Raw genomic sequence first — 26,753 nt, 5'->3', positions numbered from 1 at the left:
TTAAGGGATAAGAATTACCACTATTTTCGTGATGAAAATCACACTTAGGCATAGGGGAGTCGATCGAAATTTGTCAAAATTGTGTAATCCCTAAATATGTGATAGAAATCACATAATAAACCGATGGAACGGATTATGATGGACCTGTAACCGAAACGAAGGAGGACTCCACAATGAATAAATGGGTAGTGACTCTGGGCATCGTGCTCACGATTGCATTGACGATGACTGGCTGCGGGGGCGGCGACAAAGATACGAAAGATTCCACAGCAGCAACCACTTCCACTGCGGTGTCCGAAGGAACAGGGGCAACGAAGGCAATTACGATTGAAGCGAAGAACTTTGAGTTCGATCAGCCTGAAATTAAAGTCAACAAGGGCGACACTGTGACAATCACGCTGAAGAACAGCCAGGGCAATCACGGAATCGAGCTGTCGGGCTACGATCAAGAAATTAAAGGCGACCAGACGGTAACGTTCGTGGCGGACAAAGCAGGCGAGTTCGAGTTCCATTGCTCGATCATGTGCGGTGGCGGCCATGCGAAGATGACGGGTAAACTGATCGTTCAATAAGATCAGCGGATCGCCGAAATCGCCCGTCTACTAGATGGAAGGAGCAGCTTCCGAGGCGGGCGCTTTTTCAAAGGGTAGTACGTGATTTTTTTCACAATAAAATAGAATGGGATATTCGAGAGGAGATGCCGATTATGGCTATGAAATGGTACAAACAAAATGTGTGGGCTGCAGCTATCGTTACATTGATTAGAATCTATCTGGGGTGGAAATGGCTGGAGCCGGGCTGGCACAAGCTGACGGGTGGATTCGATGCTTCGGGCTTCCTGAATAACGCGGTCAAAACACCGTTGGCGGACAAAACGACAGGTGAACTGCTCTATCCGAACTACACGTATTTCATTGAGCATTTTGCACTGCCGAATGTGAAGCTCATTAACATTATGATCCCGCTTGGCGAGTTTCTGATTGGACTTGGACTCATCGTTGGTGGTCTGACATTGATTGCTGGATTTTTCGGCATCATGCTCAATACGTTGTTCCTTCTGGCAGGTACGGTAAGCACGAACCCTTGGCTGATCGTCATTGGATTCATCGTCTTCACGGCTGGTACGAACGCAGGACGCTTCGGACTTGATGCATATCTGCTGCCGCTCATCGGCAAATATTGGGCGAAACTGACGCATCGTGATCGTAAAGAAGTAGAAGAAGTCGGCACGGGCAGAATTGTTCTGAAATAATGGGAAGCACCTTAAGGAGGACGATACCTGATGGAGCGAACGAATTCCCCGCTGCTCGACCTGTACCTCACCTATGATCAATGGAAGGAAGAGCACCAGGCGCTATCCGTCCGATTAAGGGAGCTGTGCATGCTAATCAATTGGCATCCGGGTAATTACAATTACGCTGCCTGGGATGACCACCACCGCGAAGTAAGGGAACTGTTCGTCTCGTTCATGCAGGACTGGCAAAAGCATTTGCATTGCGAACGGCAGACGATCTTCCCACTGGCCAAATCTGCCATATGCGGCGGCGGGATCGGTCCCGTCGCCGTACTGGAGCAGGATGGCTTGATCGCGATTCAGTTCTACGAATCCTACCTGCAAGTAACCGCAGATGGAGCCGCTTCGGAAGAAGGGCTTCGTCTGCTCCAGCAGGTGCTTATGATCGTAACCGAACACTTCCGCGTAGAAGACGAGAACATCGTCCCCGTAACCGAGAAGCTTATGGAGGAGATTGACTACAACGGGCTGTGAGGTGATTAGGCTGCTGCTGATGCATGCCGCCGCTAGCTTGGGGAAGGTGGGAGGCGCGTGCGGGCGTGCGCGTGTGCGTGTGCGTGTGCGTGGATTGTAACGGACTGAGATGACGCTAATGCGCTGCAATCGCCTAATCCTCAGTCCTAACGGACCCAGATGACACTATTGAAGGTCAAACGAGCGAATTCTACTCAAAAATAGCCAAATAGCGCTCCCGTGGTCCGTTAGCGTAAATTATCTGGGAGAAACGACCAATAGCGCTCGTGATGTCCGTTAGAGCTCAGCATGCGAGCGAACGCTATAGGTCGAACCATAAAGCCGCCCCGAAAGTTGTAACCAGACTTTGGAGGCGGCCTTTCAATTGCTATGGGGAAGTGGATTGTAACGGACTGAGATGACGCTAATGCGCTGCAATCGCCTAATCCTCAGTCCTAACGGACCCAGATGACACTATTGAAGGTCAAACGAGCGAATTCTACTCAAAAATAGCCAAATAGCGCTCCCGTGGTCCGTTAGCGTAAATTATCTGTAAGAAACGACCAATAGCGCTCGTGATGTCCGTTAGAGCTATAACAAGGGGCATCGGTAGAAAGTTAAGCGTGTCCCGCAGGGACGAAAGCGAGTATACGCACGCATGAGGCAGAACACCGAACACCGAACACGTATGCACCAGAAGTGTCCATAGAGCCAAACAAGATCATATGGGAGCGTGTCCCACAGGGACGAAAGCGGGCAGACGCTCCTGCGTATCTAGACCAGTCCTTCGGGTGTCCAGAGGGCAGCGCCCTTGGGGCCCTCCCTAGCAGGGAGGGTTTGGGTGGGTAGGGTCCCGAGGGTTAGGGTGGGTTGGGTCCCGAGGGTTTGGGTGGGTAGAACTCAAGGGGTCATAAGGGGCGAAGCCCCTAATTTTAACTCATGTGACGTTTCGCACAGTGTACAAAGGCTCGCAGCCCTACAATGAAAGTATCCGAACCAAACAGGAGGTTATCGCATGACTGAAATCCGACCTCAAGAGAAGCACAAAGCGGGGGCGCTAAGCAAGGCGGAGCTGGAAAAGAGAGAGCCGGGAGGATTATCTGGCACATTCGTCTCCGTCTTAATCCTAGGGGCATTCATTGCCATCAGCTGGATCGGGGTATTCTTACTATTCATCGCTCGAAATTAGAGAAGGAGTGTATCGCATGCATGTTCATCGTCTGGAAAAGATTTGGCTGAGCATCGGCATATCCATGCTCGCACTATTTTTAGTCGTTATCGGCGCGACAGCGTTCGGTATGGGCATGTCACCACCGAGTGAGCATCACCATACGATTGATCCGACGCAGGTGACGAGTACGGCCCCGTTCGACAACCCAGGCCTGAAGCAGACGGGCGACAACCGATATGAAGCGGTTATGATCGCCTACGCATTCGGCTATGAGCCGCAAACACTGGAAGTACCGGTGGGGGCTACGATTGATTTTACAGTGACGAGCTCGGATGTTGTTCATGGCTTCGAGATTGTCGGCACGAACGTTAACATGATGATCGAGCCTGGCGAAGTCAGCCATATTAGCCACAAGTTCGATAAGCCGGGTGAATACCTCGTGCTGTGTAACGAGTACTGCGGTACAGGCCATGAATATATGAAGACTACCATTGTCGTCAAGTAGGAGGAGTATGAATGAAACAACCTTTTGATCGAAGGGATGGCAAGCTGGTGCTCGCGCACATCCTGTTCGCATTCGTCGCGCTGCTGCTTGGCGGCGTTGCGGGTATGCTGCAGGGAACGGTGCGAAGCGGGATGATCACCTTGCCTGCGAACATCGGGTATTACGAGCTGCTGACGGCACACGGCGTGCTGATGGCGCTTATTTTTACAACCTACTTCATTATCGGTTTCTTGTATTCCGGCGTGTCGCATACGCTGGGCGGCAAGCTGCTTCCGTCAGCCCGTAAGCTCGGATGGATCGGCTACTGGACGATGTCGGTCGGTACGGTAATCGGCGTTATCGTCATCCTGCTCGGCAAAGCAACGGTGCTCTACACATTCTACGCACCGATGAAAGCATCCCCTTGGTTCTACATCGCGCTGGCGCTTGTCGTTGTGGGCAGCTGGCTGAGCGGCTTCGGTATATTCCGTCAGTACATGACGTGGCGCAAAACGAATAAAGGCAAAGTATCGCCGCTGTTCGCCTATATGTCAGTCGTAACGATGCTGCTGTGGCAAATCGCAACGATCGGCGTTGCCGTTGAAGTCGTCGTTCAGCTCATTCCGTGGTCGTTCGGTTGGGTGGATACGGTCAACGTTGTCCTAAGCCGCACGTTGTTCTGGTATTTTGGCCATCCGCTCGTATACTTCTGGTTGCTGCCGGCGTACATTTGCTGGTATGTCATCATTCCGAAGATCATCGGAGGCAAAATCTTCAGCGACTCGCTTGCGAGAATGTCGTTCATTTTGTTCCTGCTGTTCTCAATACCAGTTGGCTTCCACCATCAGCTGATGGAGCCCGGCATTAGCGGCTTCTGGAAATACACGCAGGTCGTATTGACCTTCATGGTTATTATTCCATCGCTTATGACGGCTTTCTCGTTGTTCGCTACATTCGAGCTGTATGGTCGTTCCAAAGGTGCAAAAGGCCTGTTCGGTTGGTTCAAAATGCTGCCGTGGAAGGATGCTCGCTTCTTCGCGCCATTCATGGGCATGCTCGTATTCATCCCGGCCGGAGCGGGCGGGATCATTAACGCAAGTAACCAGATGAATGCAGTCGTCCATAATACATTGTGGGTTACAGGCCACTTCCACCTTACAGTTGCAACCAGCGTCGCACTTACGTTTTTCGGCATTACGTATTGGCTTATTCCGCATATTACAGGCCGCGTGCTGACAGCGAGAATGAACCGACTGGGCATTGCGCAGACGATCTGCTGGTGCATCGGGATGTTCTTCATGTCCGGCTCCATGCATACGGTTGGCCTGCTGGGCGATCCAAGACGTACAGCTTACACGACATACGATGATCATCCGGATGCGATTCTGTGGATGCCATACCATGTGGCAATGGCGATCGGCGGTATGATTTTGTTCATCGGTCTGCTGATTCTGGCTTACATCGTGTACAATCTGATGCGTGGTCCGAAAGGCGAGACGGAGTATCCAATCGGCGAAACGGCGGAAGGAGCGGAGGAGACGCCACGCTACTTGGAGCGCTGGGGGCTGTGGGTCGGCATTGCAGTTGTCCTCATTCTGTTCGCATACACGCTGCCGCTGATCGATATGTTCCAGACGACGGTCAAGTCGCCGGGTTATGTGACGTGGTGATAGAGAGAGAAGAATAAGGTTAGAGGCGGGAGGGCCATCCATTACGGATGGTCCTTTCATAGTTTCTCTCGCATTCAATCATTTATTTATAATGATTTGGAAGTAAACGATCGAATAATATAGTGATTTATTGATGGTATATAGTACAATTTGGTAGATTGTACAGAAAACGACCGTTAGGGGTGTTCGTATACTCAGCTACAGAAACACAACAAAAGAACTTAGGGATAGCGGGATAGATACGGCTATTCTATCCGTTGGTGCTACGGAACAATTTGGGCCGTATTTGCCTATGCATCTAGATACGTTGATCGCTGAATTATATGCGACTGCATACGGACGCGAATTAAATGCCTATGTGCTGCCTGCCATTCCGTTCAATACTTCGGAGGAGCATGCCAATTTCAAAGGTACTGTCACCGTAAGCCCGAACATACTAACCGCAATGTTAGAAGACATTGTTTGCAATTTAGTCAGACAAGGGTTTCGTAAGTTTGTGGTCTGCACCGGGCATGGAGGCTCTTATTGGGAAGGCGCATTCATTAAACACATCAATTACAAATACCCCGAAATTATCGTAATTACCGCAAACCATCATAATCATCTTGCATGGGAAGAAGCGGTAGCAGCGGCGGGATTAACAGGACTAAACGAAATTCACGGCGGATTGTTATCCGTGTGTACGGCAATGTGGCTTTGTCCTGATTTAGTCAAGACGCAATCCATGGGCTCAGAGGTCCCGTCAGACAATCGTCTTTATGCCGATTATATGGGATGGGACAAGCTGACGGAGGATGGCTGCTGGGGGAGGTTTGAGGAAGGCGTCTATTCACCGGAAGAGCTGGCCGAGAAAGGCGAGATTTTCTGGAGCGTGTTTATTAAGAAGAGAACAGAGGGACTTAAACAAATCCTCGAGGAAGGCTATCGTCGGAAAACGGAAGTTTGACTTGAATCTTTACGAAATGAATCCAACGAGATCAAGGAGAGCACATGGATCCTAAAATAAAGCAATTGCTATTGGACGAGCATGTAACAGCTGGCGCAGCGCGGTTTGGTGTCAGCTTTAGTGAATTATCTTTCATTGGAGGCTTTCAGAACTTCATCTATACCTATATCCGTGAAGGTGTAAAATATATTTTACGCTTCACGCCGGGTACGCTGCGCTCACCAGAAGGACTTGCCGCTGAGATCGACTGGGTCCGCTATCTAGCGGACAAGGGACTATCGGTAGCCAATTCAATTTCTTCGGCTGCCGGACTAGATTTTGAACGAATAGAAGGAGAGTCAATCAATTTCTACGTATCTTCCTTCCAATTCGCTCCCGGTCGCAAAATCGGATATCCGGAATGTCTCGATAACCCCACCCTTTATGAGCAATGCGGGCGTATAACGAGCCGTCTTCATAAGCTTTCCATGCAGTATGAGCCTTCGGTTAAACGTCATACATGGGAGAGTAATGAATACCTGCTGCGAGCTAACGATTATTTGCCGCAAGAGCATCCAGCTCTTCAAGCTCTTGAAGCAATTCGAACGGAATTGTCTAGCTTGTCGGTTACAGCACAAACCTTTGGTCTAATACATGGCGATATTAGTGTAGGTAATTTCATGGTTGATGAAGCTGCGGGTATAACGCTCTTCGATTTCGATGAATGCCAGTACAGCTGGTATATCGAGGACATCGCGATCCAGCTCTATTATCTATTGTATGTATTCGGGGAAGACTCGAAGTCCAAACGTAAGGAGCAGTATGAACAGTTCATGGTGCATTTCGAACGTGGATACACAGCTGCCGGTCTTCATATGCCTGACCGCTGGAGGGAGCAGTTGGAGCTGTTCCTGAGACTTCGTGAGATTATTGTCGTCATTGGCATGCATCGGAGCTGGGATTTAAGTCAGCCGGATGAGTGGACACGGGATTTCTTGCGGGACAGCACAATGCGCATTGCGAGAGGAATATCTGTAATCGATGGATTTTAGAAACAGCACATAGTAGTTAATGCTGCCGTCACTTGCTGCCAAGTGGCGGTTTTTGTATTGGACCATCCGTAATGGATGGCCCTCCCGTATCTAACCCGTATATGCAATGAAGTAATTTTCCTGAAATATGGAACCAATACGTATATTCTTCGGTCTTATTAAGTGGGGTGAAGGCTGTGACGGAACAATGGGATTACTTAAAGCATTTGGCGCATGGCTATGATCGGAGTGTCGTGCTTCGTGAATTAATGGATACGTTCGGGGATGACGTGTGGAACTTTGCCTATTTCATTACGAAGCGATCTGATGTTGCCGACGACATATCACAAGAGGTATTCATAGCCGCATATAACGGATTGTACGATTTTCGAGGAAATAGCTCGGTCAAAGGCTGGTTATTAACGATCACGAGAAACAAAGCGCTGCATTATTTGCAAAGCGCCTTCATCCGTAAGGTAACACTAACCGACAAATGGATGGGCGGAACCGCACCAGCTGCGGAACAGGTTGTTATGGACAGACTCGCTAACGTAACTGTTTGGAATGCAGTTATGCAGCTCCCTCGCAAATATAGAGAGGTATTAGTGCTTGATTATCATTATGGTCTTAAGCATAAAGAAATCGCTAGTCTGTTGAAAGTATCAGAAGGAACGGTTAAATCGAGATCACATCGAGCTAAAAAATATATGAGCGGGATACTATCTCGTGAGGAGGTGTAGAGTATGAGCGAGGAAAAACCAGATTGGGCTCACAAAATGGCAGAAGCGCCTTTTTCCAGTAATCGGTTCACAGCGAGGTTCAAGGAAAATGTATTGCAGCGTACAGGTAGGAAGAATAGAAGAAGTATTCCAATGTTAAGAAACATATGTGTCCCGTTGGTCATTGCATCGCTTGGTATTGGGCTGCTATTTCTCAGTAAGGTGGAGATTCTTCCATGGAGTGAATCGACAACTACAGGATACAGTGGGACCGCGGTACAAAATTCTTATTATGAGAATGATCGTCTATTATTTACCTTAAACCCAGAACCGAATGCGAGAGCTGGTGAAATTGCAGGCTATATGATTCATTTTGAAGAACCGTTAGAAACCTTCATGGGCAGAACATTAACTCTCCGTGCAGTACATCTATTGACAGGAGCGGCGGAGGAGGTGTCTAGTGAGGTTATTACGAAGCCCAGCTCAGGATACTCGGGATTGGAACGATATACTGTCAGCTTCGCGCTGCCGCTAGAGGGGATGTGGGAGCTGCAGGTGTTATTGGATGATCGACCTTATGGCAGCGTGCAGTTGCGAATAGAGGAGCCGTCATGGGATGTTTCGCCCGAATTCAGGTCGGGAGCCTATCTGATGCGCGGCGTAGAGCAAAAGGTCGGATTCATTGATGCCGGGTTCACAGCTAACAAACCTCAGAAATATATGTGGCATTTCTGGGGGGACGAAGATCTTCTTAACGGGCCTTTCGAGGTTAAAGCAGTAAAACAAGGTACAGACAAGATCATCGATGTATATTCCTCCAATCCGATTAGCTCAGCGAATGCATTGGATGGTGAATTGAATGGTGCTGACCGACATACCATCACCACAATGGAACTGCCTGAGGCAGGGCGCTGGCGGTTGCTTCCTTATGTAAAAGGAAGACTCCTAGATACGATAGTCGTCGAAGTAACCAAATAAGTATGGATGCAACAATCAGCACTATAAATCTAACGCCCCTTCCAAGGGGCGTTTTCTTATAAAGGAAGTCCGATTTTCTAAAAATCATACTATTGCATGTTTCGAAAGGATCATCGAAAATAAACCTACTGTTCTCGTAGAGACGGACGTTTGTTGTGTTATTCACACGAATGTATAGAATGCAGCGCAGATAGAGTATCGGTCTGGTCTTCATCCGCTAATAGATGGTATGACGATCTAATAACAGTCGACCTTTCCAATTATTTTCACCCTTCTGTGCATTTTCAATGAAATGGATTCAACATACAATAAGAGTAGATTCTTTCAACGGATCAAGCAGTCGAAGGAGATGATCGCATCATGCCAGCAGCAACAAGCGGACTTGAAGTGTTGATCGTTGACGATGAACCAAAGCAACGGCGCGGTTTGGCCGCATTGGTGCGGTCGTTGCGTCCGGACTATCGCGTTCACGAAGCGAAGAACGGCAAAGAAGCACTGGAGATGACGCAGAGCCGAGCATTGGATATCGTGTTCACGGATATTCAGATGCCGCTCATGAATGGGATGGAATTTCTGGAGTCGCTGAACACGATTTCGTTGAAACGACGAACCAAAGTCATTTTTGTAAGCGTATTCCACGAATTTGGTTTAGCACAGCAAGCGCTGCGGCTAGGCGCAAATGATTATCTTGTGAAGCCAGTGAGCACGGATCATCTTCAGCCGCTATTAGAAGACTTGGAAAAGCAGATCGCCAAAGAGATCAGTCATCATACAGAGGCGGAAAGCCTCACGAATCAGCTGGCGCATACGAAACCTGTTTATGTTGAGCATCTCGTCTATAAATGGATGACAGAGGAGCTATCCGTATCCGAACAAATCGAGCTTCGCAGTCATACGACATTCGCGGGGCATGGAACGGTTCTGATCGCGGAGACGAAGTCCGGCAGTACGAAGGACAGCGACCGCGAGTGGAGAAGCATGCTGAAGCGCGCGATTACGCAGTCGCTAGCTCCTTATGCGAATACGCTCGTTCTTTCACCTGAGCATGAGAGGGAACGGCTCTATACCGTCATCGAATGGAAAGACCACGAATCGAGCCAAACGGGACTTGCGCGCCTGCGTACTTCACTCTCGCAGCTTGAAGGCATCTATAACCGTTCAGTTGGTGTAGGCATCGGCCTGGATACGATGAGCTTGGAGCGCGACATCCGCAATTGCTGCGATTCGGCGAAGAGCGCGTTGGCGCATCTTTATTACTCGCCAGAGGGCATGTGGGTTGCAGCGAAAGAACTTGAGCAGCTGCTTCGTCAGGCGCCAACGTCGATGATTGCGGTCAAAGACACGACAGCACTAGAAGAAGCCGTAACTGCCGGAAGTTTGGAGCAGGCTTGCGACGCGCTTCGAGCCATGATGGAGCGGATTGCAGCAGGCTACCCGACACCCTTCCGGATGAAATGCAGTGCGATTCAGCTGCTGCTTACCTGTATGAAGCGGGCGGAGCTTGTCATCGGTGATGAGATGCATCGTCAGATTGCGGACCGGATCGACCGTGAGATCATGGAAGCGGATACGCTGCGCGAGACTGTCGTTATTGCCGTTCAGCTGCTCAGTGATATTATCGTGCAGATGAAGAAGGACAAGTCTTCGCGAAGCGAGCTCATTATGCAGAAGTGTAAGGAGTACCTGGAGGACAATTTGCACGAGGATTTGGGGCTTGAAACGGTCGCACAGCGGTTTTATTACAACTCATCGTATTTCAGCATCTTGTTCAAAAATCATTTTGGCCAATCGTTTACGGATTTCCTCGTCAAAAGCCGCATGCAGAAGGCGCGCAGCATGCTGCTGCAATCGGATTTGAAGGTTTCGGACATTGCCAAGCAGGTTGGCTATAAGGACATTAAATATTTCAACAAGGTGTTCAAAAAGCTGTATCTCTATCCGCCGGACGAGTTTCGCCGCATGTTCTCATCTTGATGAATCGAGGCTACCCGACCGATGCCTATATTTAGACAAATGACGGAATGGACAGGTAATGTCAAATTCCGTCTTAAACTGTTTATATCTTATTTTTTACTCGTCAGCTTCATTATAATTATACTCGGCTTCACCTACTATCAGATTAGCGCCAGCAACATGCTGCGGAACGTGCAGGAGAGTCTAGGCAATGTTGTGATGAACAACAACCAGCTGCTGGACGAGAAGCTGCGAGACATTCGCGACAAGAGCGAAGTGCTCCCGATTGACAATGAGCTGTACCAGGCCATTATTGATGTGAAATCGTACGATAGCGAGTCGCTCGTTATTGCAGATCGTAAGATCACGAATATTTTGTTCAAATATTTCGGCAGCGACGACATTTATTCTTCCTTCATCGTTACGCCTGAATTTACGTTCGGCAACACGGTGCGGATGTTCGTTGCGCCGGATAATTTCTTTTCTTCCAAGCTGTATCGAGCTTCCATTGAGAGCCAAGGCGACTTGGCCTGGGTTCCGACGTATTCGTATGCAGACACCTTCCAAGAAGAGGGGATGAACGATCTGTCGTTCGAGTTCGATCGGCTCATCTCAGCCGTGAAAGAACTCAATTTGACCTTTATCGATGAGAAGGGAATCTTCCGCACCATGCCGCAAGGCATCAAACGGCCCGTGCTGATGGTCAGCTTAACACCTGAATTCATCGGGAGATTGTTCACTGAATATGCGCAGAAGAGCAACTTGACGCATCTGTCCTACGGCATTCTGAACAAGGACGGCGACTCCGTCGTCAGCTCTGCAGGCGACCCAATCGCGGAGCGGAAGCCTTCATGGTTCGATGCGGCGGCGGTGAATAAGCGCGGCAGCATGCAGCAAGTAATTAACGGGCAGAAAATGCTGATCAGCTACAGTCAGATGGAGAGCACGGGCTGGATCTCGTATATTGAGGTGCCGGTTGCCGATGCGCTGCAGGAGCTGAAGGCGATACGTTCGTATTCCATCGTGTTCCTTGCTATTATGCTGATCGTTTCCGCTATTCTTGCTTATCTGCTGTCGATTATGATTACGAAGCCGATCATCCGACTGCGTAAAGCGATGAAGATGATGGAACGCGGTCAGTTCCAGGTTCATGTACCTGAACGCGGACATGACGAGATTGGCGAGCTCGTCCGAACCTTTAACGGGATGAATGTACGCATTCAGACGCTCATTGAGGAGAACTATGCTTCCCTGCTGCGGCAAAAAGAAGCGGAGCTGATGGCGCTCAATTTGCAGCTTAACCCACATTTTCTATATAACACGCTTACGACATTGTATTGGATTGCCGTGGAGAACAATCAGACTGAGATGAGCCGCATTATGCTTAGCCTTGCCGAGATGCTGCAGACGACAACGCGCAATAAGGACGAGACATGGCCGCTGCAGACCGATCTGGGCTGGCTGGACAAGTATATGTATATAATGGCTTCTCGATTCGAGAATCTGTTCACCATCACCTATGAGGTGGATGAACGACTTCATAATATGAATGTACCGAAGCTGTTCCTTCAGCCATTCGTTGAGAATGCCATCATCCATGGGCTTGCTGAGATGGAGGAAGGCGGCATCATTGCGGTCAAAGGCTGGATCGACGAGGATCGCGTCATTTTCTCCGTTGAGGACAATGGGGTTGGGATTTCAAGAGAGCATATCGATGGCATTAGGTCTGGCAAAGTGCGCTCGACAGGCATGGCGAACGTCGAGAAGAGGATTAAGCTGCTGTATGGAGCCAGCTACGGTATCGATATCTATTCCACAGAAGGACAAGGGACACGAATTGTTATTCAGATGGGAACATTTCAAGAAACGAGCATGATGAAGGAGGGGGCCAGCGCATGAAGAAGGGACCGCTGCTGCTGTTATTAAGCGTCCTGCTGCTTGCTGCCGGCTGCCAGCCAGAAGGTAGTTCAGAGAAGGCTGCGGCAAGTCAGCCCGCTTCAGCGACAGGGCAGCCGAAAGTCGAGTTGTCCTATGCGTTCTGGGGAACGGCGAACGAACGGGCTGCCCAAGAGCGGATGATTGCGAAGTTTATGGAGCAATATCCGAACATCCATGTCAGCAGCATCTATGCCCCGGGCGATTACGCGACGAAGCTGACGACGCTGTATGCGAGCAACAAAGCACCGGACGTATTCCTGCTGCACAAGGAGTCGGCGCTGCAATGGGCGGAGCAGGGCAAGCTGCACAACCTGAAGGAGTTCATGGATGCTGATCCTGAGGTGAATGAGCAGACGCTTATTCCGAATGCCGTCATGTATTGGGATGAAGGCAAAATTGCCGGCGTCAAAGTAACCGAGGAATCGTTCGCGATCTATTACAACAAGGACATGTTCGAAGAAGCGAACGTCCCGCTGCCGCCAGTCAAAGCGGAGGATGCATGGACATGGGACGAGTTCGTCACGACGGCCAAGCGGCTGACGTTTGACCGTAATGGCAACAACGCGCTAAGCGCCAACTTCGATCCTGCACATATCAAGCAATATGGCGTAAGGCTTCCAACCTACTTGTGGCATTTGTTCGTACCTTCCAACGATGCCAGCATGATTGCGGCAGACGGCAGCCATTTGAATCTCGATGATCCGGCCGTTATCGATGCGGTGCAGAAGATGGTCGATTTGATTTATGTCCATCATGTTGCGCCTTCACCTATTGAGACGAAAAATATACCGGAGCCAACGCTGTCTCTTCAGAGCAAAAAGGTTGCGATGAACATTGACGGCCAGTGGATTCAACTGGATCTAGCCGCGGCCAAAGTAAATTTCGGAGTAGGTGTTCTGCCCAAGCTGAAGAAGAGCACGACGATTCAGTTCGGTGAACCAATCGTCATGTCAGCCACATCCAAGCATCCGAAGGAAGCATGGCTGCTGTACAAATGGCTGCTCGATGCGGAGCACGCCATTGACATGTATGCGAGCGGCCTCTGGATGCCGCTGCTCAAGGACTATTACACGAAGCCGGAGCTCATTGCCAAATGGGCGACGGTCAAGCCTGGTCATCCGGACGGCTACGAGGACGCTGTTATGCGGCAGACGTATGAGAACGGCGTAAACTCGTTCGACTACTATTTGCGCAACATTGAGCAGATCAATTTGATTCTAAGTCCTGCAATTGACGATATTTTCCTTGGCAATAAACCAGTGAAGGAAGCTTTCGAAGAGATTGCGTCACAGGTGAATGCAGTGTTTAAGGGAACTTATCCATAGGAAATGGGGGAGCCGTCCGCGATTATGCGGGCGGCTTCTATTGTGATTGGTGATCTGCTTGGTTTGATACGTCAATAGGTGGAATAAACATAATAGCAGTAATCATGATTATTACGAGTATTGTTAGGAATAGGATTGCCCGATATAATGGTTGTAATTATTTGGAACGACAATGCTGGAAGGAGGGATGAATTTGGTTCAAATTAAACCGTTTCATGCATCGAAAGCCGGTGCATTGGTTGGTACGATTATGGATATTCGCGAGCTGCTTCGAGCGATTTATGCAACCCTTGGCAATCGAGCTGATGGCAGCAGCGTACCACTCGATTTTGCCCAGAGCCGATTGGATGGGACGTGTACGGTATGTAACGGGTTCGGGACGGTGATCGATATTGTACCGGAGCGTATGATCGCGCCGGAGCTGTCATTGAAGCAGGGTGCTGTTCTGATGTGGGCGGGCTCCTATTGCGCGCCTGTAGAGATGATCAAACAGCTGGCCAGAATGCTCGACATTTATTATGACAAGCCGCTGATTGAGCAGGATAAGAGGTTTATAGATTATCTGCTGTATGGATATAATCAGAGGCCCGTCTCTTACGTGTATAAGAAAAAGGCTGCTACAGCCTATTATCGCGGATGTGTAAATGATCTTCGGCATATGCGTGACGCAGGCACGAAGTCGAAGGGTAATCGTAAGCTTATCCATTATTTTACGGGTCCTGTTGTGTGTCCGCTATGCGAAGGCACGAAGCTAAGTCCGGAGAGCCGGTCCGTTACGATACAAGGCCGCACCTATGCGGCTGCATCGCAAATGTCCGTCCAGCAGCTTCTTGCATTCGTGCGCAGGCTTCCTTCATCCCTCGACTCCAGCGATATCGAATTAGCAGGCGACCTCATCGCTGAACTGGAAGCGCGCCTCGCCTATTTGGACAAAATCGGTCTCAAGCGGCTCATTCAAGGTACGCAAGGTACGAACTAAACGATATAACGATATAAATGCTAAATGTCGCAACGCACACAAAAGCCTCCTTTCGCAAGGAGGCTTTTGTGTATTAGATCTCATCAGCGTTATGAGAACGCATATCCGTAATACTTCTCCGCATTGCGCAGGCTCGTCCAAATATCGGTGCTTTCGGCGCCCACGTACCAGACAGCCCAGCCGGCTAGGTTCGCATTGGCGATCAGCCGATACTTGGCGGTCAAGGAACGGCCATCCTCAATCCATAAGCGATGCTTGGCCCCATTAGCTGTATACTGAACGGTATACAGGCCGAGGCTCTCATTCCATACCGGACGAAGCGAGGAAGAGGTAATCTTCTTGTTCTGCTCTTTAATCGTCATATAACTTGAGGAAGAAACGCTGCCATTGCTTTTCAATGTCCAATCCATCAAATACAACGGCATTGCAAGTATGATTTTGTTATCCGCCACCGACTTGCGCAGCTTCTCGACGGCATTGCTTACGAACGTAATCGAAGCATTAGGGCCTGCCGTCGTGCTCTCACTCCAATACTCGTCATAGCCCATCATAACGATATAATCGGCTTGCTTGCCAAGAGCGGCGTAGTCGAACGCATCCGTCCAATCCGTACCGAGATCCGGCGATACGCTGACCGAGAGCACTGCTTTTATCGCCGACAGCTTTGTTTTCAGCTCGGTAATGAAAGTGGTGAAATTAGAACGGTCTTCTGGCGCTACATTTTCAAAATCGATATTCAGTCCAGCTAAGCCGTAGCTTTTGACAGCGGATGCTAAGCTATTCACGACCTTAGTTCTTGTCGTAGAGTCCGATAACATCTCATGCGTCATCTGCTGATCGCTGTGATTGCCGACCATCGCCCAAATCTTTTTGTTGTTTTTGTTCGCCCATGTGACAAGTGATTTATCCGTATTATCCGTTATCGTTCCCGAAGACTCGATAAAATACCATCGAGGAGACAACGTATTCACATTCGATTGAAGCACGGTTTGCTCGAATTCCGCCGTCGTCTGGCCGTATTGCCAGCCAAGCCGGATCGAATCTGCCGTTTCCTTCTTGAGCTGGGCGGACCACTCGTCGTTCTGAAGCACCCGGTCCAGCATCGCGGCGGCTTCCTCCCTAGTGATCGAATCGGTCGGCCGGAATTTGCCGTCGCTGTCGCCATTCATTAGTCCGAGCTTCTTGGCCGTGGCTACGGCTGGCTGTGCCCAGCTTGCGATGCTGCCGGCATCCTTGAAATCATTCACGCCCGCGCTGCTCGATGTCGTTTGCTGCAGCGCGCGAACGAGCAGTTGAGCCGCCTCTTGCCTCGTTACCGATTTTGTAGGCGAGAACGTGCTTGCACTCGTTCCGTTGGCGATGCCGAGCTGCACGGCCGCTTGTATCCAGCCGTAATACCATGCAGTCTTGGGAACATCCGTGAATGGCGATACGTCGCTTGCAACGCTATCGAGGCCAAGCAGCGTGTCGAGCGATTTGGTAAACTCGGCGCGGGTAATGGGTTTATCCGGCGAGAACGTTGAAATCGTCGTGCCGTTCATAATATTTTTCGAATATAAATCTATGATTGCTTCTTTGGCGTAGCTGCTAGATATGTCTGTAAAAGGCAGCGTGCTTTGCGTCGATGTGCCGTAAACAGATTGTCCGATCAAGCACAGACCTACAAATGCCGCCGCTATTTTCCCGATGACACGCTTCACGAACATCCTCCTCTTTCGTAAAGTTTATATCCTCGTATACTATCATTTATTGCGCGGCGGCTCACGGCTTAAAAAATACCAACACCGATAGACTCCAGTGTTTATCGTGCAAAAATGGTCTCAATCTAGCAATGAGTTAAGTAACTTGGATCTATCTACTGAAGCTAAGCGCAGCGCAAGCGAAAGTCTCTCACCTCCACACCCCCAAGGAGAATGTTTAGGCGGAGCCGTGTGCCAACGAGCGAAGCGAGGGAATTGTTCTGGAGAAGCGCCAGCGGTCGCTTTGGTTTTCGGATGCCCACAATAACCCTTGTCGTTCAAGGCATCCGAAAACCACGGCGATCGGAAGAACATTCCCTCGCGAAGCGACCCCGCACACAATGGTTACCAGGCTCCACCTAATCATTCTCCCCCTTATCCAATGATTTTCCGAATTGTTCCTCTGTGAAAGCGCTTGCTATGATGAAAGTGTCAAGCACACGGTGACACATACAAGTGGCACAGCACGAATGACACAACTTTATAGAATCAGGGGGAATTGAAGCTATGAAGAAGACAAAGTGGTTAACGCTTGCGCTCGCTACTTCCTTGACGGCGCTCGCACTGACAGGGTGCGGAAGCGATAGCGACAATAACAGCAGCAGCGATACGAGCAGCACGAGCAGTGACACGACAACGAGTACGGATACACAGAGCTCCGCGCCTGTTAAACTGACGGCTGTCTTTACGAAGCACCCATTGACGCAAGAGCTTGCTAAGATGGAGTGGCTCACGGAAGCTGCTAAAAAAGCAAACGTCGAGATCAAATGGCAAGAGATTTCAGCCGACTGGGGTCAGAAGAAAGCTGCAATGCTCGCAAGTGGCGACATTCCGGACATCATTATTGGACCTAACGCCATTACGGACGCAGATTATGCTCAATTCCCTGGCCTGTTCGCAGACCTGACGGATCTGATCGCGAAGGACGCGCCGAACGTACAAGCGATGTTCGATGCGAAGCCAGAGACGAAGACGATCTCTACGCAAACAGATGGCAAAATTTACGGCTTGTCGAAGTATCAACGCTTCTGGCCGGCAACGGTCTCGAGACAATATATTAACCAGCAATGGCTGGACAACCTTGGCCTGCAAATGCCAACGAACTGGGATGAGCTGTACAACGTCCTGCTCGCGTTCAAAGAGAAGGACGCGAATGGGGATGGCGACCCGAACGACGAAATCCCAATGGACTTCTCGCCGGTAGGAACGGGCGGTTTCGGTTACTTCCAGCCAACGGTTCTGCTCGGAAGCCTCGGCATCACGCTGACGGATGCCAGCGGCCAAGGCTACTTCGTAGAAGATGGCAAAGTGAAAAACTTCTTCACAGACGAGCGCTACAAAACGTTTGTTGAATTCCTCAACAAATGCTTCGCAGCGGGTCTGATCAACAAAGAAGCATTCACGCAAGACTACTCGAAATATCAATCGGTTGCTCGCGGCGATGGCGACAAGGCGAAAGTCGGCTTCTCGTGGGGCTGGGAAGTAACAGACCGCTTCGGTAACCAGCTGGCACCGCAATACACGTCAATGGCGCCGCTGAAGTACTCGGCTGATGACAACACGCAATTGGGCTGGGACTATGACTATAACTCTCTGAACTACGGCGTGAACATGGTATCGATCTCGGAAAAATCGAAAAACAAAGACGCAGCAATGCGCTTCGTGAACGAGCTGTACGATCCTAAAGTAAGTATGCAAGTGCTGTTCGGCTCCCTCGGAACGAACATCAAAGACAATGGCGACGATACGTACGCGGTACTTCCGCCAACGGATGCAGCGATGGACCCGGGTACTTGGAAATGGACGTCGACTTGGGCAGACAACGGCCCCATGTACATTGCAGACTCGCTTAACCTGACGCTGGGTACGGATATGCAATCGGTTGGCCAACAAACGGAACCTCTTATGGATACAATCAACGCAATCGACAAGGACAATGACGTGCTGCCAAGCATGTTCATCAAGTACAGCGCTGCCGACAACAACATGATGGCACTGAACAACACGAACCTGTTGAACCTGACGATGGCGAAATTCTCGCAATGGGTGACCAAGGGCGGCATCGACAAAGAATGGGATAGCTACGTTAAGAACGTGCAGAAAACAGGCGTAGAGCAAAATCTTCAAATCATGCAGAAATACTATGATGACTACAAGGCTAATAAGTAAAAACTACCAGTGACGTAGATGCTGTGCACCAGTCACATCTTGGTGCACAGCATCTTTATTCACAAGGGAGATCGATCAAATGTCTACGCAAACGAAGCTAACAGTCCCGAATCGGGAAACGAGCATAATAGCTAAAAAGCCGAACATATTTAATACATTCCGCCGCGACTATCAGCTGTGGATCATGGTCATCCCTGCGATTATTGTTATTTTCATTTTCAACTACATTCCGATGTATGGCATTCAGCTTGCATTCCGTGACTACGACTATACCAAAGGTCTGACGGGTGGCGCTTGGCATGGACTCTATTATTTCAAGATGTTTATTGACAACTACCTGTTCAAAGATCTTATGTGGAATACAGTCAAAATCAGCTTGGCCACCATCATTATCGGCTTCCCTGCTCCGATCCTTCTAGCGCTGCTTATCAACCAGATTCGCTCGAAGCGGGCGAAGAAGACGCTGCAGACGACGGTGTATATGCCTCACTTTATTTCGATCGTCGTAATGGTCGGTATGCTGAACGTTATGCTGTCGCCGAACACAGGGATCATCGGTAACCTGATGAATCGCCTCGGCTACGGTGATGTAAACCTGCTGGCAAGCGTGAACAGTTTTATTCCGGTCTATGTGCTATCGGATATTTGGCAGCACTGCGGCTGGAACAGCATTATCTACTTGGCTGCTTTGTCTAGCGTTGACCCGCAGCTGTACGACTCGTCCAAGATCGACGGCGCAAACCGCTGGCAGACGATTCGTCATATTGATTTGCCGTCCATCGTGCCTACGATGATTATCCTGTTCATTCTCAGTATGGGTAACGTGCTCAGCACGGGCTTCGAGAAAATCTTCCTGATGCAGAATACGCTTAATTTGCCTGTATCCGAGGTTATTGCGACCTACGTGTACAAGATCGGTATCCTATCGAATCAAATTAGCTACTCCTCTGCGATCGGCCTGTTCAATACGCTCATTAACTTCTTCTTCTTGTTCGCTACGAACGCGATTGCTAAGCGGGTATCGAACATAAGTTTATGGTAGAGCGAGAGGGGGTAGCAAGCTGTGGAAATGATCCGTTATCGAAAAAAATCAGCCAATGACATGATCTTCGACATTGGTGTCGCCGTACTGTCTGTAATAGCGTTTCTGATTGTCGCATATCCGCTATATTTCATCTGTATCGCTTCGATCAGTGATTCGACGCTCGTCTCGACAGGCAAAGTGCTGCTCTTTCCAAGAGGCATCAGCATGTTCGGTTTCAAAGAAATATTCGGTGACTCCCGGATTTGGACGGGTTACCGCAACACGATCGTATACACGCTGCTTGGCACGTTCGTGAACCTGCTGTTCACGCTGCCGGCTGCCTATGCGCTGTCGAGACCCGAGTTCCGCGCTAGACGGTTTATCATGCTCGCCTTCGTTATTACGATGTTTTTCGGCGGCGGCCTGATACCAACGTACCTGCTGATCAAGAGTCTGCACATGACAAATACGATGTGGGTATTCATCTTCCCGTTCTGCGTTAACGTATTCAACCTGATCATTACACGTACATTTTTCGAAACCTCGCTTCCGAAGGAATTGTACGAGGCAGCATCCATTGATGGCTGCAGCCACTTCACGTTCTTCCGGACGGTTGCACTGCCGCTGTCCAAGGCTGTCGTATCGGTAATTGCTCTGTATTATCTCGTTGCGCATTGGAATGACTTTTTTACCGCACTCATTTATATTCGAGACAATGAGCTGCAGCCGCTCCAAATTATTTTGCGTGACATCCTATTGTCCAACCAAGTATTCCAGAGCGGTGCAGGCGCTGGCGGCGCGGCTGGCGGCTACGCTCAGAAATTCGCTGACCAAGTCAAATACGGGGTCATTCTCGTATCGACGCTGCCGATTCTGATCGTGTATCCGTTCATTCAGAAGTACTTTGAGAAGGGTGTTATGATTGGTTCGGTAAAAGGATAATGAAGCGGCTGGCGCCTCTAGTTTCTGCAGTTTTTTCTGCGGAAAAGGGAGGCGTTTTTTTTGTTGGGTTTCCACCCAAACCCTCGAAGGCCACCCACCCAAACCCTCGGGATGCACCCCACCCAAAACCTCGGGATGCACCCCACCCAAAACCTCGGGGCCCACCCACCCAAACCCTCCCTGAGAGGGAGGGCCCCAAAGGGCGCCGCCCTCTGGACACCCGCAGGACTGGTTTAGATACGTTGGTACGTGTGCCCGCTTTGTCCCTCTTTGAGGGACATGCTCTTGGCTGGATATAACTATAAAGGTTCGATCGTCTGCCTACGTGTTCGATGTGATACTCCATGCGTGCGGGTACTCGCTATTGTCCCTGCGGGACGCGCTTTACTGTAGAGGTATGAGGAAAGTTTGAAATTACGGGATAAAAGCTAAGTGCGACTGCAAATTCCTGAATGTCAACGAAAAAGGTTTTATAATACGCAAAAAGGGAGGGATTAGGATTTAAAAGGCTAATACAATAACTATAGCTAGTCTGTTCATTTAATGAAGGAGGAATCGATCGAGTGGATGCGCTTATTCGACTATACATCGAGCAGCTGCAATCATCCGATAAGAACATACGCAACGCGGGCTATACGGGGCTGTTGGCAGCGGCGGATGAGGTTGTGGATTGGGCTTATGAATGCTGGGATTTGCTGAAGAACGATCTTACGCATTCGGACCATCATCGCAGAACGATTGCCGTGCAGTTGCTGAGCAAGTTGGCGAAGAGTGACCCTGAGAAGCGAATGATGGACGATTTCCCGAGTCTGATGGCCGTTACGAGAGACGAGAAGTTTGCTACGGTGAGGCATAGCCTGCAGTCCTTGTGGCAGATTGGCTTAGCAGGACCGGAACAGCGAGAGCTTCTCATCGAAGGATTGTGTTTGCGCTATGAGGACTGCATCGACGAGAAGAACTATACCTTGATTCGTTACGATATTGTTCATAGCATGCGTCGGTTGTATGACCAAGTACCGGAGCCGTTCATTCGGCAGACGGCGCTCGATTTGATCGAGAAGGAATCCGACGTGAAATATCGGCGCAAATATGCAGGCGAATGGAAGAAAGCAGTGAAGGGTCCGACCTAACGGCGGATGTCATACATAAGCAATCAATCATGAACGGGCAGGTGCTGACAGGTGGGTGTTACGGTTCAAACCGTCATAGATTTAATGGTGAAGCAGCCGATACCGAATACGGTGGACGGATTGCTAGCAGGCAAGCCAGACGATAAAGTAGAGGCGATTGCAGTCGCATTCATGGCCTCGCAGCAGGTTATTGAAGAAGCAGCGGCGCTAGGCGCAAGCCTGCTCATTACGCATGAAGGACTGCACTACGCCCATCGTGATCCGGTGGAAGAGCTGAAGCAGGACGCTGTATTTTTGGATAAAAATGAACGGGTTCGGCAATCCGGCATCGCCATCTACCGCAACCATGACAGCGTGCATCGGGCACAGCCTGATCTCATAACAGCAGGTCTTGTTGAGCATCTTGGCTGGAGCGGCAGTGTGGAAGAGGTACGAGATTATGCCTCGATCGTCACCCTCTCTGCGGCACAACCGTTAGTTGAAATCGTGCAAGAAGTGAAACAAAAGCTAGGCATCCATTATGTGCGCGTCATTGGAGATCCTAATTCCCTTTGCCAACGTATCGGGCTGTCGGCGGGTTATCGGGGCGGAGCCTCCATCATGCTGCCGCTCAACGATCCCGAGCCGATTGATTTGTTCATTATTGGTGAAGGCATGGAGTGGGAGGTGCCTGCTTATGTTACCGATGCTGTTCAGCAGGGGAGGGACAAGGCGCTTATCGTGCTGGGGCATGCAGAGAGCGAAGTGCCCGGCATGAAGCTGCTGGCGGATCAGCTGCGAACTGCGCTGGACGGGGTGCCGGTATATTTTATTTCTGAAAAACCGCTTTTCCAGCTGATGTAACGTTGCCAAAAATATCCTTGTGCGCTACACTTTCAGCATCATCGCTCAGTGTGAGGGACCTCCTCGAGAGGACCTATTAAGGAGGGCACATGGAAACACAATTACCGGATGGGTTTGCGCCTGTCAAATCAATGCGACAGCTGGTTGGACCGCTAATTGCTATTATCGTTGGGATATTCATGGTTATTCTCGATTCGACGGCGATGAACGTTGCGATTCCGGTATTAAGCGACGACTTCGGCCGTTCGCTGCTGGATGTGCAGTGGACGGTTACTGGCTATGCGCTTGCGCAAGCGGCGGTTATTCCGCTCGCTGGCTGGATGTCGGATAAGTTCGGAGCGAAGCAAATCTTCATCATCTCACTGCTGCTGTTCACGATTGGTTCTGTTTTGTGCGCGCAGGCGAACACGCTGGAGCAGTTGATCGTATTCCGTGTGCTGCAAGGGCTTGGCGGCGGCATGGTACTGCCGATTGCATTCGCGATGACGTTCCGCATGAGTCCGCCAGATAAGGCGGGCAGCATTATGGGGATGATGGGCTTTCCAATTCTAATGGCGCCGGCACTCGGACCGATGCTGGCTGGTTATTTGGTCGACTACGTCAATTGGCAGTGGATCTTCCTTATTAACTTGCCAATTGGCATCATTGGACTGGCGCTTGCAATCTGGCAGCTGCCGAAGCTGCCAAAGCAGTCATCAACATCACTCGATATGCTGGGCATTGTGCTTGGACCTCTTGCCTTCGCCGGCTTGTCTTATGGGCTTAGCGAAGGAGGAGTCAGCTGGTCTTCAGATAAGACGATTATCGGGCTAGTGGGCGGTGCGATCGCACTCATTCTGTTCGCTGTCGTCGAGCTGACGCGTAAGCAGCAGCCGCTGCTAGAGCTGCGAGTATTCCGTTCGGCCCTGTTCACACGCGGCATTATCGTGCAGTGGGTGATGCAGTTTACAATGTTCGGCATCATCTTCATGATTCCTTATTTCATGCAGAAGCTGATGGGGATGGATGCATTCCATGCGGGGATGTGGACGCTGCCGCAGGCGCTTGCCGCTGCAACGTTCATGCCGATCGGCGGCAGACTGTACGACCGCATCGGAGCACGGCCGCTGTTATTCGTTGGCCTGCTGCTCGTATCGGCCGGCGCATTCCTGATCGCGCAGATCGATCCCGATCAAAGTCCTTGGGCGTTCCTATTGCCGCGTATTCTGTTAGGAGCAGGCTTCGGGATGTCGTTCATTCCGCTCAATACGTATTTGATTCAATCCGCACCACCAAGTCTAGTTAGCCGTGTCACATCGCTGACAAGCGCTACGCAGCAGGTCATTACGTCCTTCTCTGTCGCAGGTTTGACGACTATTATTGCGAATCGAACAACGGCGCATATCAAGGATGGCTTGAAGCCCGTTCCGGATGCAATGTCCTCTGCGTTCCATGATGCCTATCTGCTGCTGTCCATCCTTGCGTTGGTTGGCTTTGTTCTTGGTCTGACGCTGCGGAAGCCGAAAGTATCGGTATCTGCTGACCAGCAAAATATCGCCGTCAATGAGTCGATGATGGGCTAGACCGAGGTTGGTGTATAACAACATCTATATTCGAGGCTGTATGGGGGTCATCGTAGGATGGCAGCCATCAGCCTTTTGACGTTTAGTAGGATAGACAAGAATGGGAGAAGAGAAGTGAAAATTGAGGAGGCGTGGTAGACAATGGAGCTGCGGCACTTAGGAGCAACAGACCTGAGATTAACACCGATTGGGCTTGGTACCTGGCAGTTCAGCGGTGGACGTGGCGGTATAGTCGGCAAATATTGGCCTACGCTGCCAGAGGAGCAGGTTCGCGAGATCATTCGAATTTGCTTGGAGGGCGGCATCAACTGGTTCGATACGGCAGAGGTCTATGGGAACGGGGAGTCGGAGCGGGTGCTTGCCGCATCGCTTCAAGCGCTGGCACCACTCAGTAACGAGTCGCGCATCGCGACCAAGTGGTGGCCGATCATGCGAACAGCCGCCAACATACCACAATCGATTGGAGAGCGGAAGAAGGCATTGGCTGATAGAACGATCGACCTTTATCAGGTGCATCAGCCGTTCTCTTTCTCCTCGGCAACCAGCGAGATGAAGCAGATGGCCAAGTTGGCGGAACAAGGACATATTCGTCATATCGGCGTTAGTAACTTCTCTGCTAAGAAGATGCGAGAGGCGGATCGGACGCTGCGTGATTATGGCTTGCGGCTCGCTTCAAATCAAGTTAAGTATAGTTTGCTGGATCGACAAATCGAGCATAACGGCATTCTGGAGACGGCCAAGGAGCTTGGTGTTGCGATTATTGCCTACAGTCCGTTGAAGCAGGGCCTGCTGAGCGGCAAATTTCATCGTAACCCGGAGCTGCTTCAAGGAATCTCGGCTGCACGCCGGATCAACGGTGGCGTGAAGCGGGAGACAGTTGAACGCTCGCGACCACTGATGACACGTATGGAACAATTGGCCGAGCAGTATGGCGTATCGCCGACGCAGATTGCGCTCAACTGGCTCATTCATGCGAATGGCGAGACCGTGTTCGCCATCCCGGGTGCCTCTAAGCCGCATCATGCGGAGGAGCTGGCTGGAGCGATGCGCTTCAAGCTGACATCCGAGGAGTTATCCGAGCTCGGAAGCTTCAAGGTGTAGTGCGCGTAAGCCTGAATGGAACGGAACCAAAAAGGGAAGAGCGTCAACGAAGACGCCCTTCCCTTATTCAATATAGGATTAGTCCACTCCTATTGTCTTCTTGTACAAATTCAGCATCGGCTTCGTAACCGGATCGAATTTGCTCTCGTCGTCAAGGCTGATCCACGCAACGTCGATAATATCCTCATTGTAGGCGCTTGCAAGATGAAGCAGCAGCTCGCCGCCCGTAATGCGAGCGACGAAAGTGTACTTGTCGAACTGCTCATGTAGCAGCTGCACAATCTGTATGTCATAGCCGGTTTCTTCACGCAGTTCACGAACGCAGGCTTGTTCCGGCGTCTCGCCATCTTCAATTCCGCCTCCGGGAAAATTCCATACGATGTCGCCGCGCTGAACGTACTGTTTGACCATGAGCACCTGTTGGTCTTGAATCACGATAGCTTGAGCAATCATAGCTGCGCCTCACTTTGGTTGTAGTTGTAAGTATGAGTCAACTGCTTCGCGTTCCAAGCGTCCCGCATCCTATTCACAGGCGACGCCATCGCCGTCACGATCGAGCTTCTTGCTGTAGCCAGGATCGCCTTTATGCAGCGGCGCGGCACCGGCTGCGCGTACGTCGGTACAGTTCTTGTACACGATTTCGGTCTGTGTACTGCTCGTATGGTTCGAGGCGACGTCGGATGCGACGTTAGTTTCAACGGAAGGGTTCGCCTTTGTAGTCGATTCATTCTCATTACTACTGCTGGTTGTGCCACTTGTATTGGAGCCAGAGCTCGCATTCGATTTCGTTCCGGAGCCCGCTGCTGCGTTGTTGTCAGTTCCTACAGCTGCATCCGCTGCCTTGCTTGCGCCTGAGTTAGACGCTGAGCTTGCAACCGCTCGAGCAGTTGCATCTAAATCCGAACCAATTTCGTTCGACGCCTCCGTATTATCAATCACGATCCATACGCGAGTGCCGTCGGCATAATCATTGAGCTGACCGCCGATCCATGAGCCTGCCCCGCGGTTATCGCTCGGTGTCACGTAGCGGATGTCAGCGCCAGAGCCTCCTTCGGCGCACATCGCCATCGGCCACTCATCGCGGTCATAGCCCTTCTTCGTCGGGATGCCTGCCAGCGACGCGTCACGGTGCGTATCGGACTCGCTTCGATCGATCGTACAGATCGGCGATTCGCCCTTCGCGATTGCATCTTGAATATGGTCAGCCGTCTCGGGATACCGATCAGCTGGGAAGACGAGCTTTACATCATATTGATCGCTTGTTGGCGTGCCAACAGTACCGCCTGTGTCCTGCGGCATGGTTTGAACCGTGCTAATAATAAT

The 26,753-nt window shown here is 50.4% G+C and carries 24 protein-coding genes and 1 pseudogene; 21 read left to right on the top strand and 4 right to left on the bottom strand.

The features are described 5' to 3' along the window. The first annotated feature begins 173 nt into the window (after positions 1 to 173). The 14 genes from DFQ01_RS17215 (at position 174) to DFQ01_RS17150 (ending at position 14,920) form a co-directional block, all read left to right on the top strand. The gene (locus DFQ01_RS17215) at positions 174 to 572 is read left to right on the top strand and encodes a cupredoxin domain-containing protein (protein WP_110045128.1); all 399 of its coding nucleotides are present in this window, start codon (positions 174 to 176) and stop codon (positions 570 to 572) included. Positions 573 to 706: 134 nt separating this feature from the next. Beyond that, positions 707 to 1,252 carry a DoxX family protein gene (locus tag DFQ01_RS17210; RefSeq protein ID WP_110045127.1) on the top strand — a complete coding sequence of 182 codons (546 nt, stop codon included), beginning with the start codon at positions 707 to 709 and terminating at the stop codon, positions 1,250 to 1,252. 30 nt (positions 1,253 to 1,282) lie between these two features. Next, the gene (locus tag DFQ01_RS17205; protein ID WP_110045126.1) at positions 1,283 to 1,768 is read left to right on the top strand and encodes a hemerythrin domain-containing protein; all 486 of its coding nucleotides are present in this window, start codon (positions 1,283 to 1,285) and stop codon (positions 1,766 to 1,768) included. Positions 1,769 to 2,762: 994 nt separating this feature from the next. Next, positions 2,763 to 2,936, top strand: coding sequence for a cytochrome c oxidase subunit 2A (locus DFQ01_RS17200; protein ID WP_110045125.1), 174 nt, complete (start codon positions 2,763 to 2,765; stop codon positions 2,934 to 2,936). Positions 2,937 to 2,952: 16 nt separating this feature from the next. Then, a complete protein-coding gene (locus tag DFQ01_RS17195; RefSeq protein ID WP_110045124.1) occupies positions 2,953 to 3,423 on the top strand; it encodes a cytochrome c oxidase subunit II in 471 nt (156 codons plus the stop codon). Positions 3,424 to 3,434: 11 nt separating this feature from the next. Continuing rightward, a complete protein-coding gene (locus DFQ01_RS17190; RefSeq protein WP_110045123.1) occupies positions 3,435 to 5,072 on the top strand; it encodes a b(o/a)3-type cytochrome-c oxidase subunit 1 in 1,638 nt (545 codons plus the stop codon). 157 nt (positions 5,073 to 5,229) lie between these two features. Further along, positions 5,230 to 6,018 (top strand): creatininase family protein, encoded by a 789-nt coding sequence (locus DFQ01_RS17185; protein WP_245946766.1) that lies wholly within the window; start codon positions 5,230 to 5,232, stop codon positions 6,016 to 6,018. Positions 6,019 to 6,062: 44 nt separating this feature from the next. After that, on the top strand, positions 6,063 to 7,049 hold the full coding sequence (locus DFQ01_RS17180; RefSeq protein WP_110045121.1) for a phosphotransferase enzyme family protein: 987 nt from the start codon (positions 6,063 to 6,065) through the stop codon (positions 7,047 to 7,049). 176 nt (positions 7,050 to 7,225) lie between these two features. Beyond that, a complete protein-coding gene (locus DFQ01_RS17175; RefSeq protein ID WP_245946758.1) occupies positions 7,226 to 7,768 on the top strand; it encodes an RNA polymerase sigma factor in 543 nt (180 codons plus the stop codon). Positions 7,769 to 7,771: 3 nt separating this feature from the next. Then, positions 7,772 to 8,725, top strand: coding sequence for a DUF4871 domain-containing protein (locus DFQ01_RS17170; protein WP_110045120.1), 954 nt, complete (start codon positions 7,772 to 7,774; stop codon positions 8,723 to 8,725). A 360-nt stretch (positions 8,726 to 9,085) separates the two neighbouring features. After that, a complete protein-coding gene (locus DFQ01_RS17165; protein ID WP_110045119.1) occupies positions 9,086 to 10,699 on the top strand; it encodes a response regulator transcription factor in 1,614 nt (537 codons plus the stop codon). A 21-nt stretch (positions 10,700 to 10,720) separates the two neighbouring features. Further along, on the top strand, positions 10,721 to 12,577 hold the full coding sequence (locus tag DFQ01_RS17160) for a sensor histidine kinase (RefSeq protein WP_110045118.1): 1,857 nt from the start codon (positions 10,721 to 10,723) through the stop codon (positions 12,575 to 12,577). Beyond that, a complete protein-coding gene (locus tag DFQ01_RS17155; RefSeq protein WP_110045117.1) occupies positions 12,574 to 13,941 on the top strand; it encodes an ABC transporter substrate-binding protein in 1,368 nt (455 codons plus the stop codon). Before DFQ01_RS17160 ends, DFQ01_RS17155 begins: the two co-directional genes overlap by 4 nt. 193 nt (positions 13,942 to 14,134) lie before the next feature. Next, complete coding sequence (locus tag DFQ01_RS17150; RefSeq protein WP_110045116.1) at positions 14,135 to 14,920, top strand: excinuclease ABC subunit UvrA; 786 nt, start codon at positions 14,135 to 14,137, stop codon at positions 14,918 to 14,920. 89 nt (positions 14,921 to 15,009) lie between these two features. Here DFQ01_RS17150 and DFQ01_RS17145 read toward each other — a convergent pair whose 3' ends face one another. Continuing rightward, positions 15,010 to 16,620: an S-layer homology domain-containing protein gene (locus DFQ01_RS17145; protein ID WP_174812595.1), complete on the bottom strand. Its 1,611-nt coding sequence runs from the start codon at positions 16,618 to 16,620 to the stop codon at positions 15,010 to 15,012. A 546-nt stretch (positions 16,621 to 17,166) separates the two neighbouring features. On the opposite strand from DFQ01_RS17145, the gene DFQ01_RS17140 reads away from it, so the two are divergent. The 7 genes from DFQ01_RS17140 to DFQ01_RS17110 all read left to right on the top strand — a co-directional run bounded on the left by DFQ01_RS17140 (position 17,167) and on the right by DFQ01_RS17110 (position 25,430). Further along, positions 17,167 to 18,828, top strand: a complete 1,662-nt coding sequence (locus tag DFQ01_RS17140) for a type 2 periplasmic-binding domain-containing protein (RefSeq protein WP_110045114.1) — start codon at positions 17,167 to 17,169, stop codon at positions 18,826 to 18,828. A 184-nt stretch (positions 18,829 to 19,012) separates the two neighbouring features. Then, positions 19,013 to 19,870 carry an ABC transporter permease gene (locus DFQ01_RS17135; protein WP_245946765.1) on the top strand — a complete coding sequence of 286 codons (858 nt, stop codon included), beginning with the start codon at positions 19,013 to 19,015 and terminating at the stop codon, positions 19,868 to 19,870. 60 nt (positions 19,871 to 19,930) lie between these two features. Then, positions 19,931 to 20,794 carry a carbohydrate ABC transporter permease gene (locus tag DFQ01_RS17130; RefSeq protein WP_425452417.1) on the top strand — a complete coding sequence of 288 codons (864 nt, stop codon included), beginning with the start codon at positions 19,931 to 19,933 and terminating at the stop codon, positions 20,792 to 20,794. A 563-nt stretch (positions 20,795 to 21,357) separates the two neighbouring features. Further along, the gene (locus tag DFQ01_RS17125; protein WP_110045112.1) at positions 21,358 to 21,924 is read left to right on the top strand and encodes a hypothetical protein; all 567 of its coding nucleotides are present in this window, start codon (positions 21,358 to 21,360) and stop codon (positions 21,922 to 21,924) included. Between the two features lie 51 nt (positions 21,925 to 21,975). Further along, positions 21,976 to 22,767 (top strand): Nif3-like dinuclear metal center hexameric protein, encoded by a 792-nt coding sequence (locus DFQ01_RS17120; protein WP_110045111.1) that lies wholly within the window; start codon positions 21,976 to 21,978, stop codon positions 22,765 to 22,767. An 89-nt stretch (positions 22,768 to 22,856) separates the two neighbouring features. Continuing rightward, on the top strand, positions 22,857 to 24,329 hold the full coding sequence (locus DFQ01_RS17115; RefSeq protein WP_110045110.1) for a DHA2 family efflux MFS transporter permease subunit: 1,473 nt from the start codon (positions 22,857 to 22,859) through the stop codon (positions 24,327 to 24,329). A 141-nt stretch (positions 24,330 to 24,470) separates the two neighbouring features. Then, positions 24,471 to 25,430, top strand: a complete 960-nt coding sequence (locus DFQ01_RS17110; protein ID WP_110045109.1) for an aldo/keto reductase — start codon at positions 24,471 to 24,473, stop codon at positions 25,428 to 25,430. A 78-nt stretch (positions 25,431 to 25,508) separates the two neighbouring features. Here DFQ01_RS17110 and DFQ01_RS17105 read toward each other — a convergent pair whose 3' ends face one another. From DFQ01_RS17105 to DFQ01_RS31680, 3 genes and pseudogenes are all read right to left on the bottom strand, one after another. Further along, the gene (locus tag DFQ01_RS17105) at positions 25,509 to 25,883 is read right to left on the bottom strand and encodes an NUDIX hydrolase (RefSeq protein ID WP_110045108.1); all 375 of its coding nucleotides are present in this window, start codon (positions 25,881 to 25,883) and stop codon (positions 25,509 to 25,511) included. Between the two features lie 69 nt (positions 25,884 to 25,952). Further along, the gene (locus DFQ01_RS31685) at positions 25,953 to 26,066 is read right to left on the bottom strand and encodes an excalibur calcium-binding domain-containing protein (protein ID WP_245946764.1); all 114 of its coding nucleotides are present in this window, start codon (positions 26,064 to 26,066) and stop codon (positions 25,953 to 25,955) included. A gap of 297 nt (positions 26,067 to 26,363) precedes the next feature. Next, positions 26,364 to 26,729 (bottom strand): annotated as a pseudogene (locus DFQ01_RS31680) (NucA/NucB deoxyribonuclease domain-containing protein); the annotation flags it as partial. Positions 26,730 to 26,753 lie beyond the last annotated feature (24 nt).

Source organism: Paenibacillus cellulosilyticus (genome assembly GCF_003182255.1).
GTDB lineage: Bacteria > Bacillota > Bacilli > Paenibacillales > Paenibacillaceae > Paenibacillus_T > Paenibacillus_T cellulosilyticus.
The sequence above is the reverse complement of the archived record's forward strand: the minus strand, read 5'-3'. Positions and strand labels throughout refer to the sequence as shown.

What these genes read in the sequence shown, in the direction of transcription:
- DFQ01_RS17215 (WP_110045128.1), top strand. Translation starts at nt 174, where the DNA reads ATGAATAAATGGGTAGTGACTCTGGGCATCGTGCTCACGATTGCATTG.
- DFQ01_RS17210 (WP_110045127.1), top strand. Translation starts at nt 707, where the DNA reads ATGGCTATGAAATGGTACAAACAAAATGTGTGGGCTGCAGCTATCGTT.
- DFQ01_RS17205 (WP_110045126.1), top strand. Translation starts at nt 1,283, where the DNA reads ATGGAGCGAACGAATTCCCCGCTGCTCGACCTGTACCTCACCTATGAT.
- DFQ01_RS17200 (WP_110045125.1), top strand. Translation starts at nt 2,763, where the DNA reads ATGACTGAAATCCGACCTCAAGAGAAGCACAAAGCGGGGGCGCTAAGC.
- DFQ01_RS17195 (WP_110045124.1), top strand. Translation starts at nt 2,953, where the DNA reads ATGCATGTTCATCGTCTGGAAAAGATTTGGCTGAGCATCGGCATATCC.
- DFQ01_RS17190 (WP_110045123.1), top strand. Translation starts at nt 3,435, where the DNA reads ATGAAACAACCTTTTGATCGAAGGGATGGCAAGCTGGTGCTCGCGCAC.
- DFQ01_RS17180 (WP_110045121.1), top strand. Translation starts at nt 6,063, where the DNA reads ATGGATCCTAAAATAAAGCAATTGCTATTGGACGAGCATGTAACAGCT.
- DFQ01_RS17170 (WP_110045120.1), top strand. Translation starts at nt 7,772, where the DNA reads ATGAGCGAGGAAAAACCAGATTGGGCTCACAAAATGGCAGAAGCGCCT.
- DFQ01_RS17165 (WP_110045119.1), top strand. Translation starts at nt 9,086, where the DNA reads ATGCCAGCAGCAACAAGCGGACTTGAAGTGTTGATCGTTGACGATGAA.
- DFQ01_RS17160 (WP_110045118.1), top strand. Translation starts at nt 10,721, where the DNA reads ATGCCTATATTTAGACAAATGACGGAATGGACAGGTAATGTCAAATTC.
- DFQ01_RS17155 (WP_110045117.1), top strand. Translation starts at nt 12,574, where the DNA reads ATGAAGAAGGGACCGCTGCTGCTGTTATTAAGCGTCCTGCTGCTTGCT.
- DFQ01_RS17140 (WP_110045114.1), top strand. Translation starts at nt 17,167, where the DNA reads ATGAAGAAGACAAAGTGGTTAACGCTTGCGCTCGCTACTTCCTTGACG.
- DFQ01_RS17135 (WP_245946765.1), top strand. Translation starts at nt 19,013, where the DNA reads ATGGTCATCCCTGCGATTATTGTTATTTTCATTTTCAACTACATTCCG.
- DFQ01_RS17130 (WP_425452417.1), top strand. Translation starts at nt 19,931, where the DNA reads ATGATCTTCGACATTGGTGTCGCCGTACTGTCTGTAATAGCGTTTCTG.
- DFQ01_RS17115 (WP_110045110.1), top strand. Translation starts at nt 22,857, where the DNA reads ATGGAAACACAATTACCGGATGGGTTTGCGCCTGTCAAATCAATGCGA.
- DFQ01_RS17110 (WP_110045109.1), top strand. Translation starts at nt 24,471, where the DNA reads ATGGAGCTGCGGCACTTAGGAGCAACAGACCTGAGATTAACACCGATT.
- DFQ01_RS17105 (WP_110045108.1), bottom strand. Translation starts at nt 25,883, where the DNA reads ATGATTGCTCAAGCTATCGTGATTCAAGACCAACAGGTGCTCATGGTC.